At 42.3% G+C, this 20,541-nt stretch carries 18 protein-coding genes; 14 read left to right on the top strand and 4 right to left on the bottom strand.

The window, feature by feature from the left end:
* The first annotated feature begins 4 nt into the window (after positions 1-4).
* The 11 genes from G496_RS0114540 (at position 5) to G496_RS19925 (ending at position 14,285) form a co-directional block, all read left to right on the top strand.
* A complete protein-coding gene (locus G496_RS0114540; protein ID WP_027179906.1) occupies positions 5-1,297 on the top strand; it encodes a (Fe-S)-binding protein in 1,293 nt (430 codons plus the stop codon).
* A 205-nt stretch (positions 1,298-1,502) separates the two neighbouring features.
* The gene (pta, locus tag G496_RS0114535) at positions 1,503-3,623 is read left to right on the top strand and encodes a phosphate acetyltransferase (protein WP_027179905.1); all 2,121 of its coding nucleotides are present in this window, start codon (positions 1,503-1,505) and stop codon (positions 3,621-3,623) included.
* Positions 3,623-4,831: an acetate kinase gene (locus G496_RS0114530; RefSeq protein WP_027179904.1), complete on the top strand. Its 1,209-nt coding sequence runs from the start codon at positions 3,623-3,625 to the stop codon at positions 4,829-4,831. The genes pta and G496_RS0114530 overlap by 1 nt, the downstream gene beginning before the upstream one ends.
* 199 nt (positions 4,832-5,030) lie before the next feature.
* A complete protein-coding gene (locus G496_RS0114520; protein WP_027179903.1) occupies positions 5,031-5,657 on the top strand; it encodes a lactate utilization protein in 627 nt (208 codons plus the stop codon).
* Between the two features lie 2 nt (positions 5,658-5,659).
* Entirely contained in the window at positions 5,660-7,813 is a 2,154-nt protein-coding gene (gene ldhH / locus G496_RS0114515) for an L-lactate dehydrogenase (quinone) large subunit LdhH (protein WP_027179902.1), read from the top strand.
* Positions 7,814-8,132: 319 nt separating this feature from the next.
* Positions 8,133-9,938 carry a methyl-accepting chemotaxis protein gene (locus tag G496_RS0114510; RefSeq protein WP_027179901.1) on the top strand — a complete coding sequence of 602 codons (1,806 nt, stop codon included), beginning with the start codon at positions 8,133-8,135 and terminating at the stop codon, positions 9,936-9,938.
* A gap of 68 nt (positions 9,939-10,006) precedes the next feature.
* Positions 10,007-10,309, top strand: coding sequence for a Dabb family protein (locus tag G496_RS0114505; RefSeq protein WP_027179900.1), 303 nt, complete (start codon positions 10,007-10,009; stop codon positions 10,307-10,309).
* A 242-nt stretch (positions 10,310-10,551) separates the two neighbouring features.
* Entirely contained in the window at positions 10,552-11,562 is a 1,011-nt protein-coding gene (locus tag G496_RS0114500; protein ID WP_027179899.1) for a PDC sensor domain-containing protein, read from the top strand.
* Entirely contained in the window at positions 11,559-11,750 is a 192-nt protein-coding gene (locus tag G496_RS0114495) for a hypothetical protein (RefSeq protein WP_027179898.1), read from the top strand. Before G496_RS0114500 ends, G496_RS0114495 begins: the two co-directional genes overlap by 4 nt.
* A 54-nt stretch (positions 11,751-11,804) precedes the next feature.
* Entirely contained in the window at positions 11,805-13,781 is a 1,977-nt protein-coding gene (locus G496_RS20690; RefSeq protein WP_051295074.1) for a response regulator, read from the top strand.
* Positions 13,782-13,916: 135 nt separating this feature from the next.
* Complete coding sequence (locus G496_RS19925) at positions 13,917-14,285, top strand: STAS domain-containing protein (protein WP_051295073.1); 369 nt, start codon at positions 13,917-13,919, stop codon at positions 14,283-14,285.
* Positions 14,286-14,333: 48 nt separating this feature from the next.
* On the opposite strand, the gene G496_RS0114480 is transcribed toward G496_RS19925, so the two are convergent.
* The 4 genes from G496_RS0114480 to G496_RS0114465 all read right to left on the bottom strand — a co-directional run bounded on the left by G496_RS0114480 (position 14,334) and on the right by G496_RS0114465 (position 17,849).
* The gene (locus G496_RS0114480) at positions 14,334-15,296 is read right to left on the bottom strand and encodes a YheT family hydrolase (protein ID WP_027179897.1); all 963 of its coding nucleotides are present in this window, start codon (positions 15,294-15,296) and stop codon (positions 14,334-14,336) included.
* A 137-nt stretch (positions 15,297-15,433) separates the two neighbouring features.
* Entirely contained in the window at positions 15,434-15,997 is a 564-nt protein-coding gene (locus G496_RS0114475; RefSeq protein WP_027179896.1) for a manganese efflux pump MntP, read from the bottom strand.
* Positions 15,998-16,104: 107 nt separating this feature from the next.
* On the bottom strand, positions 16,105-16,545 hold the full coding sequence (locus G496_RS0114470) for an alanyl-tRNA editing protein (RefSeq protein ID WP_027179895.1): 441 nt from the start codon (positions 16,543-16,545) through the stop codon (positions 16,105-16,107).
* A gap of 161 nt (positions 16,546-16,706) precedes the next feature.
* Entirely contained in the window at positions 16,707-17,849 is a 1,143-nt protein-coding gene (locus tag G496_RS0114465) for an FmdE family protein (RefSeq protein WP_027179894.1), read from the bottom strand.
* Between the two features lie 224 nt (positions 17,850-18,073).
* On the opposite strand from G496_RS0114465, the gene G496_RS0114460 reads away from it, so the two are divergent.
* The 3 genes from G496_RS0114460 to G496_RS21370 all read left to right on the top strand — a co-directional run.
* Positions 18,074-19,198: an acyltransferase family protein gene (locus G496_RS0114460; RefSeq protein ID WP_084407584.1), complete on the top strand. Its 1,125-nt coding sequence runs from the start codon at positions 18,074-18,076 to the stop codon at positions 19,196-19,198.
* A gap of 167 nt (positions 19,199-19,365) precedes the next feature.
* The gene (locus tag G496_RS0114455) at positions 19,366-20,121 is read left to right on the top strand and encodes a sulfotransferase family 2 domain-containing protein (protein WP_027179892.1); all 756 of its coding nucleotides are present in this window, start codon (positions 19,366-19,368) and stop codon (positions 20,119-20,121) included.
* A 207-nt stretch (positions 20,122-20,328) separates the two neighbouring features.
* The coding region (locus G496_RS21370; RefSeq protein WP_027179448.1) for a hypothetical protein at positions 20,329-20,541 on the top strand (213 nt) is incomplete at its 3' end.

Genomic DNA, 20,541 nt, shown 5'->3' with positions numbered 1-20,541 from the left:
TGAGGTGTCCGATCTGAATAGACTGGCTTCCATGTTGATGGAGCTTGACGACCAGATGGCCGCCTGCATGAAGTGCGGCATGTGTCAGGCTGTCTGTCCTGTATTTGCCGAATCCATGAAAGAATCAGATGTAACCAGAGGAAAAATTGCTCTTCTGGAAAAGCTGGCTCATGAAATGGTTAAAGACGTTGATGAGGTCAATGAAAAGCTGAACAGATGTCTGCTTTGCGGAACCTGTGCAGCCAACTGTCCCAGCGGCGTTAAAATCATGGACATCTTCATGAAGGCTCGAGTGATTGTCACTACATATAAAGGACTTTCTCCGGTTAAAAAGGCTATATTTAAAGGCCTTCTGGACCGTCCTAAACTTTTTAACCTTCTGACAGACATGGGTGCTGTTTTCGGAAGCCCCTTTATGCGTTCCGCTGATAAAACCATCGGTACCAAAAGTTGTGCTCTGCTTACTCCGCTCATTGGTAAAAGACATTTTATGCCTCTTGCCAAACGTCCTTTCAGAAAGGATTACCCCAGCCTCGATACCGAGCGTGGAGAATCCGGACTTAAAGTCGCATTCTTCCCAGGTTGCGTGGTTGACAAGATGTTCCCTCATGTAGGGCATGCCGTAATTAAAGTCCTGAATCATCATGGTGTAGGTATTTACCTCCCTGAAAATCAGGCCTGCTGCGGTATTCCTACACTTGCTTCAGGTGATCTGGATACCTTCCTCAGCCTGATGCGTAAGAATGTCGAAGCCTTTGACGGCGGTTACTTTGATTACATTGTAACTCCGTGTGCTACCTGTACTTCAACAATCAAGGAAACATGGCCTAAGATGCTTGATGACGCCAACTCCGATATTAAGGAGAAGGTTCAGGAGCTTGCTGACAAGGCTATGGATATCAATCAGTTCCTCGTTGATGTAGTAGGTGTTAAAGCTCTTGATCATAAGGCCGGCGGCAAAGTTGTTACTTACCACGACCCCTGTCACCTCCAGAAGTCGCTTGGTGTAGCTGCACAGCCCCGTGAACTCCTCAAGGCAAATCCTGACTACGAGTTCAAGGAAATGAATGAGGCAAACCGCTGCTGTGGTAACGGCGGTAGTTTCAACCTCTATCATTACGACCTTTCTAAAAAGATCGGTGAGCGTAAAAGAGACAATGTTCGTGCTTCCGGCGCGGATGTAGTCGCAACTGGTTGTCCTGCATGCATGATGCAGCTGGGTGACCTTCTTTCTCAGTCCGGAGGCGGAGTCGATGTACGTCACGTCCTGGAAATATATGCTGAGATGATCGATTAATCATAAAAAAATGAAAAAGTAGTCCGGAATGTTTAAGTCATTCTGGACTACTTTTTAAAATTCGTTTTTAGTTGGGTGGTTGGTTTTGGCGGGCCAGTAGGGTGTCTGAGGTGATACCCGCCTGCATTTTCATACAACCAAAGCGGGTATAACCCTGAAACCGTTACGGGACTGACCACTCGCGAGATAAACAGGAGTTATTCTAGTGTCCAAAAACTTGTATATCACCGCCACAGAAGAAAAGAGTGGAAAATCGGCGATAGCTCTCGGCGTTATGCAGCTACTTATGCGTGATATTCAAAACGTCGCTTTTTTCCGCCCAATCATAAATGATGACCAGATTGGAAGCTTTGATCATGATATCAATCTTATCATGAAGTATTTCAAGCTGGACATCCCTTATGAAGATACCTACGCATATACTCTGAAAGAAGCCCGTGAGCTGATCAACAGCGGACAGCGTTCTGTTCTGCTTGAACAAATTCTTAATAAATACAGCTCCCTTGAAGAAAAATATGACTTTGTACTCTGTGAAGGCACAGACTTTCAGGGCAAGGATCAGTCTTTCGAATTCGATATCAATGCTGAAATAGCTGCCAACCTCGGCTGCCCGGTTCTGTTGGTTGCCAACGGAAAGGGACGCACAGCTGCTGAAATCACTTCTTCGGTTCAGCTTGTCATTGATGCACTTGAAGATAAGAGCGTTGATACCGTTGCTGCAGTAATCAATAGAGTTGCTGCTGAAGCAAAAGAAGATATTTCCGACATCATTGCAGGCATTTCCAGCAAATCAGGCGAAGGAAATGAAATAAGTGTTTACGCCATTCCCGAAGACGAAAGTCTCGGCAATCCGACTATGAATGATGTCTGCAAATGGCTTGATGCATCTGTTCTTTACGGTCATGGCCGCCTTGACACCCTCGTTGACGATTATGTCATCGCCGCTATGCGTATTGCCAATTTCCTTGAATACATTGAACCAGGAAGCCTTATTATTACTCCCGGTGACCGCTCCGATATTATTCTCAGCAGTCTCGCTTCCAGACTTTCTACTTCATATCCCGATATTGCAGGTATTCTCCTTACCGGAGGACTTCAGCCCAGCTCCAGCATTCACAGGCTGATTGAAGGATGGACCGGTGTTCCGATTCCGATTCTTTCCGTTCCTACAAATACATATCGCACCACTCAGATTCTTTCTGAACTTCACGGCCGCATTGATCCTGAAGATCAGCGTAAAACAGCTTCAGCACTGGGTACTTTCGAATCCAATATTGCTGTGGATGAACTCCGTCAGAAGCTTGTTGCCACTAAATCCAGCAAAGTTACTCCTAAAATGTTCGAGTACAAACTGGTTCAGAAAGCAAAAGCCAACAAGCAGACAATTGTACTGCCCGAAGGCACCAGTGACCGTGTTCTTCAGGCCGCTGATATCATCGCTCGCAGAGGCGTTGCGGATGTAGTTCTGCTTGGTGACGCTGATGAAGTTGGTTCCAAGATCTCTTCACTTGGTCTTGAAATGGATGGAGTACGTATTCTTGATCCTAAATCAACACCTCAGTTTGATGACTACTGCAAGACTTATTACGAGCTGCGCAAGCACAAAGGTATTCTGGAATCAGATGCCCGTGACCGCATGATGGATCCCACATACTTCGGTACAATGATGGTACATAAGGGTGATGCTGATGGAATGGTTTCAGGATCTGTTACTACAACAGCTCATACTATCCGTCCTGCATTTGAAATCATCAAGACCAAGAAAACAGCTAAAATCGTTTCCAGTGTCTTCCTGATGTGTCTCAAGGATCGCGTTCTTGTATTCGGTGACTGCGCTGTCAACCCGAACCCCAATGCTGATCAGCTCGCAGAAATTGCTTTAAGCTCTGCACAGACTGCAAGCATCTTCGGTGTTGAACCCCGTGTTGCCCTGATGTCTTACTCCACCGGTCAGTCCGGTAAGGGTGCAGACGTTGAAAAGGTTAAAGAAGCTGCAAGCATTGCCAAAGAACGTAATCCTGAACTTCTTCTTGAAGGACCTATCCAGTATGACGCTGCTATTGATCCTTCTGTAGCAAAAACCAAACTTCCGGACAGTCAGGTTGCAGGAAAGGCCACCGTATTCATTTTCCCCGACCTCAACACCGGTAACAACACATATAAAGCGGTTCAGCGTTCCGCAGAACAGTCTGTTGCAATCGGACCTGTTCTTCAGGGACTCAACAAACCTGTAAACGACCTCTCCAGAGGTTGTACCGTACCTGATATCGTTAACACCGTAGCAATAACCGCCGTACAGGCTCAGGCAGAAAAAGGATTAATTTAATGAAAATACTTGTTATCAATGCCGGAAGCTCTTCCATTAAGTACCAGCTCCTCGACATGGATACCCAGAAGCCTTTAGCTTCAGGTGTTGTTGAGCGTATCGGAGAAGACATGGGTACCATCAGCCACAAGGCTTTTCCCGGTACTCCTGAAGAAAATAAATTCTCTGCAGAAAAACCTTTCCCCACTCATAAAGAAGGTATGCACGAAGTTGTAGCTCTGCTTACCGACTCTGAGAAGGGTGTTATCAAAGACCGTTCTGAAATCAGCGGAATCGGTCACAGAATCGTGCACGGTGGCGAATACTTCTTCGCTCCTGCCGTTGTTGATAACGATCTTATTGAAAAGCTCCGCAAGACAATTCCTCTTGCTCCGCTTCACAACCCCGGTCATATCATCGGAATCGAAGTTGCTCTTGAGCTCTTCCCCGGTGTTAAACAGGTTTGCGTATTCGATACTGCATTCCATCAGACCATGGAACCCAAAGCATACATGTACGGCGTTCCTTACGAACTTTACGAAGAAACCGGACTGCGCCGTTACGGTGCTCACGGCACATCTCATAAATACATCACTGATCAGGCTGCCAAATATTTCGGCAAGCCTAAAGAAGAATGCAACTTTGTTACCGTTCACCTCGGCAACGGTGCTTCTCTCAGTGCTGTTAAAAATGGCAAATGTTATGACACTTCCATGGGGCTTACACCTCTTGGCGGTATCATAATGGGAACTCGCTGCGGTGATATCGATCCTGCTATCGTAGGATATATCGCAGATCAGAAGGGTTGGGATCTTCAGAAAATTATTGATACCCTGACCCATGAAAGCGGACTTAAAGGTATCTGCGGATCAAATGACCTGCGTGATATCCACAAACGCCGCGAAGAAGGCGACGAACGCGCTCAGCTTGCATTCGATATGGCAACACATCGTTGCCGCCAGTTCATTGGAGCATACTTCTTTGAACTCGGTAAGGTTGACGCAATCATCTTTACTGCCGGTATTGGTGAAAACGATCCGTTGTATCGCGCTGCTGTTCTTGAAGGTCTTGAAAACTTCGGTATCAAAGTTGATGCTGAGAAGAATGAAAACTGGAATAGACAGCCTTCCGCTATCAGCACTGATGACAGTGCTGTTAAAGTTCTCGTTATTGCCACTAATGAAGAACTCGAAATTGCTAACGAAACCGTTGCAATTTTGAATAAATAACTGTTGGTAAAGAGGGACCGGACTTTTATCCGGTCCCTCTTTTTAGGAATGAAACGGAAGCTGAAGGACCAGCGGCTTCCAGCAGAGTTCCGGCCTGATTCGGAAGATTGGGCCATATCCGCAAGAATTGGAACTCCTGGCGGTATATATGGACTCTGTTAACCTGTTTGTCGGATGAAAATCCGTCTATGGAGCTGAAATGGCTGTCTCTAAAAAAATTATTGACACATTCAAAGAGAAGGCAGAGCTGGTAAGCGCTGTCGTCACTGAAGTTAAGTCAATTGATGAAGCGCTTCAGTACACTGTCGACTTGTGTGATAAAAAAGAAGCTTGCAAACTTCTCATCTCCGGTTGTGAAGAAAATCTTTCGGAAAAAGCAGGTGATCTCTGTGACCTGAAAGCCGGTAAGATTATTTCTGCACCTGCCCTTGATAAGAAGACCTACACCAAGTTTACAAAACTTTGTGATGAAAGAGGCTTCAGTCTTATATCCGAAGGCATGCGTAACCATCTTGCCGGGATCGATATCGGTTTTACCTACGTCGATCATGCAATTGCCGAAACCGGAACTCTGGTACTGAATTCCTGTAGCGAAGAGCTGCGTCTTGCCACTATGGTTAGTGAAATTCATGTTGCTGTTCTGCCTGTTTCCAAAATCAAGGAAACTTCATACGAGGTGGAAAAAGCAGTAGAAGATGACATGAGAAAAGGACCAAATTATACCGCCTTTATCACCGGCGCCAGCCGTACTTCTGATATTGAGCGTGTTCTCACCATTGGTGTTCACGGTCCCCTTGAACTTCACATCCTTTTATTGGAGGACTAATAATGCAGGACGCAAAAGATCTCAAACAGTACCGCGATCAGTTGCAGGACTCCCTGCAAAATGAATTTCTGCGGACAGCAATGGATAGATTCGTTGTTGCTTACCGTGGCAGCCGTGCAAAAGCATTTGCTGATATGGACGAAAAAGCCCTTATCAGTGAAGTTGCATGTGCCAAGGATGATGCTGCAACTCGTCTGGATTCTCTCTATGCTCAGTTTAAAGAAGAAGCTGAAAAACGCGGCGCCGTTGTTCATCTGGCAAAAACAGCCACTGAAGCAAACGAAATTATCGGCCGTATTGCAAAAGAAGAGAACTGTCAGAATATTGTTAAATCCAAGTCAATGACCGCTGAGGAAACTCTCCTCAACCACCATCTTGAAGATCTCGGTCTCAATGTTGTTGAAACCGACCTTGGAGAGTGGATTATTCAGCTTCGCCATGAAGGCCCGAGCCACATGGTTATGCCGGCCATTCACCTTTCCCGTAATCAGGTAAGCGATCTGTTTACCGATGTTACCGGATGCAAACAGGGTGTTGATATTGAAAAGCTGGTTAAAGTTGCAAGGCGTGAACTTCGCCAGAAGTTTGCTGAAGCTGACATGGGTATTTCCGGGGGTAACTTCGCTATTGCCGAGACCGGTACAATCGGTCTGGTAACCAACGAAGGAAACGCCCGTCTGGTCACAACCCTTCCCAGAGTACACGTTGCTCTTATGGGACTGGATAAGCTGACCCCTAAACTGCACGACGCTTTGCGCGTGCTCAAGGTCTTGCCCCGTAATGCAACCGGGCAGGCGATCACCTCTTATGTAACCTGGATCACCGGGTCCAACGAGTGCGCGGCGGCAGAGGATAACAGGAAAAAAGTGCACTTCGTGTTTTTGGACAATGGAAGAAGCGCTCTCGCAAAGGACCCGGTGTTCTCCCAGGTACTGCGCTGCGTTCGCTGCGGTGCATGTGCCAACGTCTGTCCTGTATACCGTCTTGTTGGCGGACACAAAATGGGACACATATACATCGGTGCTATCGGACTGATTCTGACTTACTTCTTCCACGGAAGAGAAAAAGCCAAAAACCTTGTTCAGAACTGCATTAACTGCGGAGCCTGTAAGGAAATCTGTGCCGGTGGTATTGATCTGCCAAGACTGATTAAAGAAATTCATGTTCTTATTCAGGATGAAGAAGGCAGCCCTGTTCAGTCCACACTTCTTGGAAAGCTGCTTAAAAACCGCAAGCTTTTCCACACTCTTTTAAGGACTGCTAAATATGCTCAGAAGCCTGTGGCAAGAAAAGACGGTTTCCTGCGTCATCTGCCCATGATCTTCTCACCCGAGCACAACTTCCGCGCTCTGCCTACTGTAGCTGCCAAACCTTTCCGTGATATGTGGAAAGATGTTAAGCCTAAAGTTGACAAGCCGGTTCTGAAAGTTGCTCTGTTCAGCGGATGTGTGCAGGATTTTGTTTATCCTGAACAGTCTGTTGCTACAGTTAAAATGCTCGAAGGCCGTAATGTTGCTGTTGATTTCCCTATGGATCAGTCCTGCTGCGGACTTCCTGTTCAGATGATGGGTGAAAAGAAGGCTGCTGTTGAAGTTGCCATCCAGAACGTGACCGCCTTTGATGCTGCTGACTACGATTACATCCTGACCATGTGTGCCTCATGTGCATCACATCTCAAACACAACTATCCCAAACTGATTGGTAACGAACCTGGTTTTGAGGTTAAAGTTCAGCAGTTTGCAGATAAGGTAATCGACTTCAGCTCATTTATGAATGATGTACTCGGCCTTACTGAAGCTGATTTCAGTGATACAGTCGGCCGCAAAGTTACTTATCATGCTCCCTGCCATCTTTGCAGAGGACTGGAAGTTAAAGATGCACCGCGTGAACTGATGAAGAAATCAGGTCTCCAGTACATTGAATGTGAAGAAGAGGAAGTTTGTTGTGGCTTCGGTGGAACTTACTCAATGAAATTCCCCAAAATGTCTCAGCAGCTTCTTGAAAAGAAAATAGAGCATGTCAAAGCTACCGGCGCCGATGTTCTTCTTACTGACTGCCCCGGCTGTGTAATGCAGTTACGCGGTGGAGCCAAAAAGATGGGCCTCGATATTGAAGTAAGACATATTGCCGAAGCTCTGGCAGAGCGTAAAAAATAATTAATGCGATCTTCCTGTCGTCAAACAACAGGAAGCTCTGATCTGCATTGGCGCGGCGTAACATTAAGTTGTTGCCTCCATTTCCGGAATAATTCACCTCGCAACTGAACTCTTCCGGTAATATCAACGCCGCTTTCGGGCCCTTCCACCTTTCGCCCCGGTGGGAGGGCCTTTTTTTCACATCAATCAGACTATTATTGGTGGGCGTTATAAATCTAATGTAGTTTGTTAAAAATATAGGTTATATGTAACTAAACAGACACAATTTGTTTTTGGGGAGAAACAATTGTGTTAAATTTTACCCGCCAGGGGGGATGTGATGTTCAAAAATTTATCAGTTGCCGGGAGGTTTATAGTTTTAATCTCGGTAATTATCGTCTTTGTGATTATAACAAGTTATATGTTCAGGATGGCCATTTCCAATGTGACCGAAATAGGTGCAACAGAAACAGCTACTGTAATGCTCAAGGACCAGAAGGATAAGCTGAGAGTTGCAACTATCTCTATGGCGATGTCTCTTGCCCGGGAAATAAGAGATATTCCGTCAGAAGAACGCCGTATAGAATTTATTAAAAATGCGGTGGAAGATATAAGGTTCGAAAAGGACAAATCCGGATATTTCTTTGTTTATAAGAAAACCACCGTTGTCACTGTTCCGACAAATAAATCTGTTACCGGTAAGGAATTGAGCGGAGTTAAGGATAAGAACGGTGTTTATTATGTCAGCGATCTGGCTAAAAGAGCCAGTGAAGGAGGCGGTTTTGTTGAATATGTTTACAACAAGCCCGGAAAAGGACTTCAGCCCAAGCTCGGATATGCTATGATGATACCCGGCACTGACATGTGGATAGGCACCGGTATCTATATTGACAATATTCAAACTGAAAGACAGCGCATATTCAATAAAATGGACGACAGCGCCCATACAATTTCTTTGCGTATTTTCCTTGGAATCGGAGCTGTTTTTATTCTTATCGTCCTGCCCCTTGCTCTGCTTATGATTCGTTCAATAGTCGGTCCGCTTAAGGAAGCAAGTGCCGCAGCTGTAGCTGTATCTGAAGGTGATCTTAGCGTTTCTCTTAATCCTAAAGGTAGAAATGAACTTTCCACATTGCAGTCTTCCTTGAATTCAATGGTCTCAACTCTCAGCAGCAATCTTGAGAGTATCAAACATAAGGAAGAAGAAGCCAAGGAGCAGGCCCGAGCCGCCGAAGATGCCATGCATAAGGCTGAGGAAGCTCTGGTTAAAGCCGAAGGAGCTAAAAAGGAAGGTATGCTGGCTGCAGCCCATCAGATTGAAGGGGTAATTGAAAAAATTACTGAAATCGTCAGTGAGGTTGTGGACCGGACAGAAAATATTCTTAAATCAAGTGATTTCCAGAAACAGCGTGTAGCTGAAACTGCTACAGCTATGGAAGAAATGAATGCCACGGTGCTTGAAGTTGCACGTAATGCTTCTGAAACCAATGAAGGTTCTCAGCATACAATGCAAAAGGCTTCCGAAGGTGAAACTGTTGTGCGTGACACCATAAGTGCCATGGGCCTGATACATGACAGAACAACAGAGCTTAAAGAGATTATGGGAAAACTCGAAGCACAGTCGGCTGAAATCGGCAGTGTCATGGGTGTAATTAATGATATTGCGGACCAGACCAATCTTCTGGCTCTTAACGCTGCTATTGAAGCTGCCCGTGCTGGTGAGGCCGGCAGAGGCTTTGCCGTTGTAGCGGATGAAGTCCGTAAACTTGCTGAAAAAACTATCGGGGCTACCGATGAAGTTGAAAAAAGTATCAACTCCATTCAAATTCTTGCCCGAGAAAACGTGAAGGGTGTTGATGAGACTGTAGAAGCTGTTTCAGGTGCAACTGATCTTTCAGAAAAGTCCGGTCAGGTTCTTTCTGAAATTGTTGAGCTGTCAAGAATTGCTGCTGATCAGATTCGTTCAATTGCAACTGCCGCGGAACAACAGTCGGCCACATCTGAAGAAATCAACCGCAGTGTCGCTGAAATTGACTCCTTTGCTGAAGATAATGCCAGAAACAGTTCTGACGCTGCAGAAGGGGCAAACTCCCTGTCGGATCAGGTTAGAACTCTGGTTGCACTTGTTGAAGAAATGCGTAACTAATCGGTTTTGCTACTCTGCTCAGGCAGTGTCTGTTTTTAAAACTCTTAATAGTTGGTAGGACTTTAAAAATGATTAAGCACATTGTTATGTGGACTCTTAAGGATGAGGCTGAAGGAGCAACCAAGCTGGAAAATGCTAAAAAGATGAAAGAGATTCTTGAAGCTCTGGCTGATAAAATTGATTTTTTAAACCATATTGAAGTCAGTTACGATGTTTTTGAATCCGTACCCGGGTGTGATGTTATTCTCTTCACAGAATTTGATGATAAAGAGAAGCTCAATGCTTATGCTATTCATCCTCTTCATCTTGAATGCGTTGATTTCATTAAAAAAGTTGTTACTTCCAGAAGTGCCGTTGATTATGTGATTTAGTTGTTTTTTACATATAAGACTTATTTTGTTTTCAACTGGAAATCAAAATTGTTATGAAAGTTTAAATGCCGCTATATGGAAAATCCATGTAGCGGCATTTTTTCGTTCCCGGTTTTTAAGCAGTGTTCAGACTGTTTAGGAGATATTTTGTTTTTTTGCTGTTATCAGGCTTTTAGTTTACCATATTTTATATAGTCATCAATATAACACGTTTTACTGGTGTTTTATTAAGGTTAGCAAAAATGAAGGCAGAAAAAACAGCTTATTTTATATACTGCATACTTGTATTTGTAATGATCACCTGCGTTACGGGGTGCTCGGATAATACTGATAGGGATGCTGATTTTGACCTTATGATAGGCAGTTTCAACTATGAGCTTTCAGTTGTTATGGACGATGCTCAGAATCTGTCCAAAGCTTTAAGCCGAGCTTATGCAAATGCTTCAAGCTATGTTCCGTCTATTGATAAATCCGGTTACCGGATGTTTGAAAATGGAATATTTTACAGTGCCGATCATGATATAAATGTTTCGGTAATCGCTTCCGGTTATGTTCCGGTTGATGATTCGGTAAAAGAAGTGGCCTATCTCACTCAGGCCGTAGACCCTCTGCTTGTCTCAATAGTCAGTGATAATCCATTTGTTATTCAGGCGTGGTATCTGAGTAAAGAATCCGTATGCCGTCTTTCTCCGGCTATGAGCAGGCATGAAGTGGTTCCGGGATCTGATCTTACCGACTACCTTTTTTATAATCTGGCTGCACCTTACAAGAACTTCGGGCGTACAAAGGTCTGGACTAAAGAACCGTATGTTGATCCTGCCGGAAGGGGCTGGATGATTTCAGCTCTTGCTCCTGTCTATTACAACGATCAGTTCTGCGGAGTTGCCGGCGTTGATATTGCTGTTGAAAATATAATTGAACAGTATATACCTGCCGCAATTAAAAGTAGAATTATTGTTATCGACTCCAGAGGCAGCACCGTATGGTCCGGGGCACAGGCCGGAAAAGTCTTTGGTATTCCTGAACTCCGGGACCATAAATATTTTGAAATGATATATCAGGATACTTTCAGGTCTGATGATTATTCAATATTAAAAAGCCGTAAAAGAGCTGTCAGGAAGTTGGCCCGTGCAATATTGAACTCTGATAAAGGTTTTTTTGAGCTTGAGAGCGATGGAGAGAGCTACAGTCTTTTTGTCCAAAAGATCAGCAGTCTCGACTGGACAATTATTGAGGTTGATAAGGGCCAATGATTAAAGAAAGTTATGTTGAAAAAATGAATAATGATGTGAAGGGGAGAATTGTTTTTTCACCCCTTTTCTGGTGCAGTGTGGTTCTGCTTTTATTTTTTATAGGACTTTCGGGTTATTACCTGTCCGCTGTTTTTTCCGATAAAAAAGTTGTCCGGCGTCAGGCCCTTATTAACAGGGTTCGTACCTAGGGGCGGGTAGTTGAAAATTTATATCTGAATTTTGTGGATGATCTAAAGAGCAGAGTGGCATCAGGGGATTTTAAGCTTGTCCTTGATGCCAAGGACCACATGAGTTCCGACCTTTTTTCGGCAAAAAGGTTTTATACAAAATATCAGGATATGATTTCCAGTATCTGTGTATATGCGGTGGATGGGCGCAGGGTCTGCCTCAAGCGGGTCAGGGGAAATACTTTTTCGTTATCAAGAGGCCGGATTGCTGCCCGGAGTCGCTTTTTAACAGGGCAGTCCGGTGCTGTTTATAAAAATAATTCAGTCTACTATGTTCAGCCTTGTGTTGGTGAAGTTGTGGGGTGCTATTATTCGGTTGTTATCAAAATTGATGTCCGCTCTTTTTTCAGAAAGGCCAGCAGCAATCTTTATCTCGCACCGGAGAGCTGGGTCTGGTTTATGTCTCCTGCCGGAAAAATTATATCCGCCTTCAATTCAGAAATTAAAAATGAAGGCGAAATTTTTAAACTTCATGGAACCGATGACATACTTAAAGATCTCAATGGCCAGTTTGAGGGTATGACTGCGGAGACATGGTTTATGGCTGAGCAGGATAAGCATAAACTTTTTACAGCTTATTATCCGGTTAGAATTTTCGATTCGGCTTTCATGTTCGGCATTTCCATACCGCGGGGCGGCTTTTCCGGGGAACTCATAAGAATTGCCTTTTTTGCTATAGTTATTTCTATGCTGTTACTAGCGCTTGTCAGCTTTGTTTTTGTAAACATTGTGAAGGCTTATCGAAATTCACTCGCCGCATTGTATGATTCGCAGGCTGAAACGGAGAAAGCCAGAGCGGGATTGGAAAAGGCTCTTAAAAGTTCCCAGTTGCTTATGAACAGGGCCGAATCGGCAAGTAAAGCGAAAAGCCGTTTCCTTGCGAATATGAGTCATGAAATCCGTACTCCCATGAATGGTATTATTGGTATGAGCACTTTGCTCTCGGAATCAAAGCTCACCGGAAAACAGCGGGAGTGGGCCGAAGCCGTTCAGGTCTGCGCCGAAGCTTTACTATCAATTATCAATGATATTCTGGATTTTTCACGTGTTGAGGCCGGAAAGATTGAACTTGATCCCGGATCATTCAACATCAGAGCTTTATTCAAGGATATTGTTATTCTTCTGGAACCTTCGGCTATGGACGCCGGAATTACTCTTAAGAGTTCTGTTGAAGAGCGTATCCCTGATCACTTGTATTGTGATTTTGGCAGATTAAGGCAGGTGCTTGTTAATCTGACCGGTAATGCCATTAAATTCGCTCCGGGGGGAGAAGTTGAACTGTCAGTTGTTGTCAAATCATTTGAAAACAATATTTATAAACTCATTTTCAGTGTTACAGATTCCGGCCCCGGAATACCTCAGGAATTTTTAAATGAAATATTTAATTCTTTTTCACGATTGGATCAGGGGGATGATGCCGCTAAAGGTGGTACAGGTTTAGGCCTCGCCATATCAAAATCTCTTGTTGAGCTTATGGGCGGACATATAGGCGTAGACAGCAGTCTTGGAAAGGGCAGTAAGTTCTGGTTCGAATTGGACATTGAAGCTGTTGGCGAAGTGCGTGAAGAGCAAGCTGTAGTGGATGAAAAGGAGAAAGAAGTTCCGGAGCTTCCCTCTTTAAAAATATTAATTGCGGAAGATAATGCGGTTAACAGCAACCTGGTAAGTATAATACTTGAGCAGGAAGGGCACTCTGTTGTTTCTGTCAGAAATGGAGTGGAGGCTGTTTCGGCCCTTAAAAAAGATAATTATGATCTGGTTGTTCTTGATGTGCAGATGCCTGAAATGGATGGCTTTCAAACTGTAGCAGCAATCAGGGCAAGTGATTCTGAGCGGATTTCAAGTCTACCGGTAATTGCTTTGACAGCCCATGCAATAAGCGGGAGCAGAGAACATTGTCTTGAGATGGGCATGGATGGATATGTTCCCAAACCATTACGGAAAGAGGATTTGCTTAGAGAAATTTATGAGGCTTATACTAAACGCAGGTAATAAGAGATTCCTTTTTTATCCGAGAAAAGCCATATCAGTATTGAAGATTATAGACCTATTATGTAATTATAAGAAAAAGGACCAGGCTGGTTGGGTTTAAGTTTTTCTGAAATATTACTTCAAGGCAGGTTAGACATGGCTGAAATTCCAAGGTTTACTGAACAGGCTCTTGTTGTGGAAGAACCTGCCGGAGAAAATCTCATCTTCAGGATATCGGCTGAGAGAATTGATACCACAAATGCAGTGGATTTTCGTGCAGTGGTGGAGAATTCTCTGGATAACGAATTTAGAAATTATATACTCGATTTTTCAAAAGTCGGGCTGATTGATTCAAGCGGTTTCAGTGTGCTGATAATGCTGGCTAAAAAAATGCCCCCTGAAAAAAACATTTTCCTTACGTCATTGAATAAAGATATTTTAAAAGTCTTTACAATGATGAGGCTTGATTCTTTGTTCAGAATTTTCAGCTCAACAGAAGAGGTCCTTGCCGATAATTCATATTGACTTTCAAGGTCTATGATTCCTGAATCGGGGCGTTTTATCTTTATCCTGCTATGTGTTCAAAAATCTTATAGCTCTTTTTTCAGACCAGAACTGTGTTTCCATAGGCCATTGAGCAAAGCCGACATGTCCGCCATACAGGGGGATTTGTAGAAAAACATTGCTGTTGGCAATTGCCTCAGAGGTTGGATAGCACGAATCATCCAGAAATGGATCATCTTTCGAATTCAGGATTAGTGTGGGCGTTTTAATATTTGATAAAAACTGGGTACACGAACTGCGGTCGTAATAGTCCATAGCATCTTTAAAACCATGAATCGGGGCGGTGTATGTATTATCAAATTCCGTCAGTGTTTTGATGCGGTCCAGATTTTTAACAGGGTAGAGTGTCGGGAACTGTTCGTGCTTTAAACGTATTTTTTGTTTCAGGCTGTGTAGAAAATATTTAGTGTAAATTCTGTTGGAGTTTTTGATCAGCATTGCTGAAGATGCCGCAAGGTTGCATGGCACTGAAATACATACGGCCCTTTTGATCTGCTGTGGAATTGATTCCGGATTTTCTCCAAGGTATTTAAGCGTCTGATTGCCGCCCATGCTGAACCCGACAAGGGCTACTTCCTTATAATGTCCTGTTTCAAGGCCATATTTTACAACCGTATCAAGGTCGGACGTCAGACCACTGTGATACATTGTTGCAGCTCTGTTCATTTCTTCAGAACAGCCTCTGAAATTATAGGCAATGCAGTCCCATCCGGCCAGAACAAGAGCCCTGGCCATTCCAAGCATATAGACTCTACGGGAGTTGCCTTCAAGACCGTGGGAGATGACAGCCAGTCTGGAGCTTCCTGCCAGATGCCAGTCCACATCAAGAAAATCTCCGTCTGGAGTTGTTATCCGTCTTTTTACTATGGGCGGAAGAGGAATTTTACGGAAAAATCGTGGAAATATAGTTTGAAAATGCCCTATCTTAAAGGGCAGTGGTGGTTTGTAGGCCGGTGTCTGCAATAAAGGCATCTGGTAAAAGTAACCCTCCTTAGATTCAAAAACGTGAATCTATTCCAGTTTAGTTAAAATACCTGAAATTGAGTAAAAACAAAAAAATTCATCTTGTCCACTATTTTAAATGAAGTCATCAGTGTGATTTACTGTAACTATCCGATCAATAGTACTTTTAAGCCGATAAGAACCAAAACCGTTCCTCCAGTAAGCTCGGCTATTTTACCGAGTTTTGGAGCTCCTGCTACTTTTTTGCCAAGGTAAATTCCAATAACCGTCATGATGAAGGCGACTATACCTATCACAGTGGTTGCAAAAAATATCGGCCGATTAAGTATTGAAAAAGAAAGTCCCACCGCAAGAGCGTCTATACTTGTAGCTATGGATAGAATGATCAGGGATAAACCTTTTGTGGGATCTTTAGCTGTATCGCATTCCTGTTTATCCTCTTCACGGGATTCAATAATCATTTTAACCCCGATAAAAGTAAGCAGCCCGAAAGCTATCCAAGGGGCGAAAATTGTGACCAGACTCTTGATTGACAGCCCGAGATACCATCCTATGACGGGCATCAGGGCCTGAAAAAGTCCGAAATGAAATGCCAGCCTGAACGCCTGACGTTTGTTTACTTCCCGCAGACATATTCCGCTGGCAACAGAAACAGCAAAAGCGTCCATAGCAAGTGCAAGTGATAGAGCTAATATTTCGGTAAAATTCATTTTGGATTTTTGTTAAATATTTTCGGTCTTAGTATTTGTATCCCCGCTGAAATCAGAATTTCAGCGGGGATACTTTGTCGGTTCTTTATAGAATATAAAAATAAAATTTATTCAGGTGCTGAAAGTTTATATCGTATTCTTAAAATTCCGTCTTTATATTCGTGAGAAGTAATTTTTATTTTACCGATTTCGGAAGTATTTGATACATGTTCGCCAATGCAGGGGCAGCTGTCAAAGTCGCCAATGTGAACTATGCGTACATTCTCAACCCCTTCGGGAAGGCGGACAAGATTATATTTTTCAGCGGCTTCTTCAAGGGTGACGAATTCTTCACGAACATCACAGTTTCCTGAAATTACATTGTTTATTTCAGTTTCCAGTTCCATGATGTCACTATCTTCCAGAGCGTGATCGAATTTATAGTCACACTTTGATTTCTTTTTATTTATGTGGGCGCTGAAGCAGCGGTTACAGTTGAATTTGCGCACCATTGCCTGATTTAGTAAATGCTCCGCGGAATGCATGCGCGGTTCTTGTGAAGTAGACATATTGTCTCCGGTTAAGTGTCTGGTTGATATAAAAACAGCAAACTATCTCAAGCCGCAATGTCAGTAAAGTGAGTAATTGGTTAAAAAATATTGAGCAGCTATGATAAACATACAAAAATCCCGTAACATATAATGCTACGGGATTTTCATATTACAGTTTATTAGAAATCGGAAAGAATTATTGGAGCGTATGGGTTGGCTTTGGCATTTTCAACTTTATAGGCCAGAGCAGCAGGGCCTGAGAATTTTTTTACTTCCTCAATACAGGCCATTTTATCTTTCATCGGCATTCCTGCCATTTTCCATGAAGTTTTGATTCTTGAAATGTAAAACAGAGGGTTTGAATGTCCTCCTTCAGGACTTAAGTCTGCTGAAGTTACCCCTGTTGTTTTGCTGATGCGGTCAAAATCAAATCCCAGTATTGCCCCGTCAGTCTTATTCTTATTCACCCTCATTGCAATTATGACCGGTTTTATTCCATCTTTGGCGATAGCTCCGTTTACCATGTCTGCTATACGCATGGAAAAAACGCCTTTTTTACCGGGGGTTGCTCCGTTAAGCGATTGCAGGGCATCCATAGCACACATCGGCGGTGCTCCGACAAATATATATTTGTCTCCAGCTGCGAGTGGAAAGTTTTTTTCCATATACGCCTGAACAATAAAACCGGCATTTAATCCCGGACAGAAATGGTCGTGCAGCTCCGCAGCCCTGAGCATATTCCAGTCCGCCCCGGCATCAGCCGCATAAGCAATTGATACGATTGAAAACAGGCGTGTGCCTGCATTCGTTTTCATGGCGCTGTTCCAGCCTTCAGCAGTCAGAATATTGCGTGGTGAAAGGTCAAGATTAGTATATTTGAAATTACCTGACTGATTTTTAATGAAAGTACACTTGAAGGATTCAGTTTCTATTATCGCAGCCCAGAACGGTTCGTAGTAGGGTGTATGCACTGTAATCAGGGAGTCTCTTCCCGGAGTGCATCCTGTTCCATCTGAGATCATATCAATCATTTTTTCAGAACTTTTTCCGTTTAGATCTCCATACCCGGCATTGGTTATGACCAGAATATTCTTTCCGTTTCTGGAACCAAGATCTTTTATGGTTTTGTTGAAAATATTATGATCAAGATGTGTTACGTGCCGGTTTATTGATTTTGAGGGCTCTGGTTGGGCTTTAACAAGTGTCCCTGTGTTTGCCTTGGACCTTTCGGCTGTTTCTGCCGGTTTAAGTATTGCACAGCCTTGCAGTGAAGATACTACGAAAAATAATAGTATAAAAAATAACAGGTTATATTTTTTCATTTTAAAATTACCTTTGTTTTTATGGGGAAAATATTACTTCCAGTATAAAAAAATAAAATTAGTGTCAAAATATTCTGATGATATTTAAGCCGTGCAGAATGTATGCAACAATCAGATGGAAAGTGGTAGGCTTTTTTTAGAGTTTACTGATTATAATATTGATAGTTGCAGCTATAGTCTTTACTGTTGTTAGAATTTTAATCATACTAAAATCTATGAGGTAAATGATGCCTGACGCGTCTTCAAGAATGTTTTTTTTAGATAATCTGCGATCTGTGATAATTCTGCTTGTTGTCGTTCTGCATTCTTCACTCGTGTATATGGCTTATGCTCCTGAGTGGTGGTATGTTCTGGATACTCAAAAGAGTATTGTCTTTACCATGATTGTGTTGATTTTAGATGTTCCGATAATGATGGCGATGTTTTTTTTAGCGGGATATTTTGCATATCCATCACTCTCAAAACGCGGGAGTGGTTTATTTCTTAAAGATAAGTTTAAAAGGATTGGATTCCCGTGGATTCTTGGAGTATTTCTTCTTGCTCCACCCACAACCTACATAACTTTATATTCAAGAAATATTGATGTCAGTTTTTTTCATTTTTTGACTCATGAATTCTGGCAAAAAATGTTTCAGCAGTCTGTTTACTGGTTTCTTGGAGTTCTATTTCTGTTTTTTATAATCTTAAGCTTTGTGTATAAGTTCAGTGCCAGTTTCAGGATGATGAAAAGAGTTTCCGGGAGACCCTCATATCTTTTTTTTATACTCTTTATACTTTTTAATTCCTGCTGCTTTTTGAGTTTAAATAAATTTTTCTCTTTGGATACATGGTTTAGCGATGCTTATATTTTTATTTTTCAGCCAAACAGGGCTCCGCTTTATATAACTTATTTTATTCTTGGCTTATATGCGTTTCAAAAAAAATGGTTCATTAACGGTGAGTTTTCGCCAAATATATTTGTGTGGGGAGCTGTTTGTCTGATTTCAGGATATTTATATCTTAATTATCGTCTTACGATTCCTGCCTCAGCACAAAATACGCTGTTACTTAAAGCTGGTAATGCCCTTTTATTTAATTGCTTTTGCCTGTCAGCATTGATGACTTTGATTGTGCTAATGAAAAAGATTGCAAACAGCTCTGGGATTATCTGGAAAAGTCTTTCAGATAATTCTTATGGTATCTATTTTGTGCATCCACTAATCTTATATCCTTTTGCATATCTTATCCGGCCTTTAACCATGCCGCTTTTCATCAAATCTCTGACCGTGATGGCAGGCGGTATTCTTATGTCATGGGTTGTAGCTGCAGTGATACTTAGAAAGATTCCGGTCATCAGGAATTCGTTTTAATACTTCTGGTCGCTAGTACTGGGCTTATTTTTTCTGATAGTGGTTGCTTTAAAAAGGAAGATATTAGTGGAAAGTTAAAAAAGATATTCATACTTATCACGATTTATATTACTACTATAAATATTGTGTACATTTTTTATAGTAATAATATTAGGAGAAGTATAATTATGCCATCTTTATTCCAATATAAAAGTGCAATTTGTTCAGAGAAATATAATCTGCTATATTTTCCTATTCCTAAAAATGCATCCACTACGATTCATCACTGGTTTATGAGGGAACACGATTTAATGGATGATCTACACGAATATTCGAAAAAAAATCCAAGTAAGACCCACAATTTTTGTAGATTGCGCTTGGGACTCAACCGTCGAGTTAGTTACAAATATTTAGAGAAGTTTCTCGCAAAAAATGATTTTTTTACATTTTCTGTTGTACGAAATCCATGGGCAAGATTCGCTTCCTGTTACATTCAAAAGTTTATTGTCAGTAAGCTGGAAGGGTTTAATTTGGGTATAAATTCACTTTTTTATAAAGATAATTCTAAGAGAATCTCTTTTAACGACTTACTTTACTATGTCTTAAACGTATCAGATGATGAACTTGATCCTCATTTAAAGCCACAATCCTATTTTGTCCCTGAGGATCTCAAGGTCAATATTTTTGACATGGATCATTTAGATGCTTTGGTTCAGAAGTTAAACAATGAATTCGATTTTAATGCTTCTTTGGATTTGAAAATGAAAAAAACTAAATGTTGTGATATTGATATTTCGGGTTGCTTAGGAGATATCTCTGCTTCTCTTTTAAACCAGCCACTTTCTAGCTATCTTGATTATAGAAATTTTTATTCACCCGAGTCTGCCAAGAAATTGTTAATCCGCTATAAAGATGACGTTGATCGATTCGGTTATACCTTTTAGTTTTTGTGTCCAAATTTTTTAATTATTAGGATTTAATATTATATTAGTTTGATTTTACTATAGTCGAGGCTGAAATTCCGCATTCTTATGGCTCTACCTCAAAGAAAGGGGCGATAGGATAATCCGATAAAAAGAAAGGCATACCGAACCGACTCGATATGCCCTATAAATTGATCAAATTTCCGACCAAAGAAAGGAGATCAATTTATGGATCGAATCTTAATCGGCCTGCCCGATTTTGCAATCAAAAAGGTTGTGTCATATTTTCCGATAATTCTTGAGGTGGAATGGACGGGTAAACCAGTTTGTCCGCAATGCCGCAGTTCTTCTTTTCGGATTAAGGACACGTTCTTGCGATTCATCAAAAGTATCCCGCATAACGGACGCGCATCGATTCTTCGGGTGAAATGTCACAAGCAT

Source organism: Maridesulfovibrio bastinii DSM 16055, from assembly GCF_000429985.1.
In the GTDB taxonomy this organism is placed as follows: Bacteria; Desulfobacterota; Desulfovibrionia; order Desulfovibrionales; family Desulfovibrionaceae; genus Maridesulfovibrio; species Maridesulfovibrio bastinii.
This window is presented reverse-complemented; position numbering and strand designations above follow the sequence as displayed.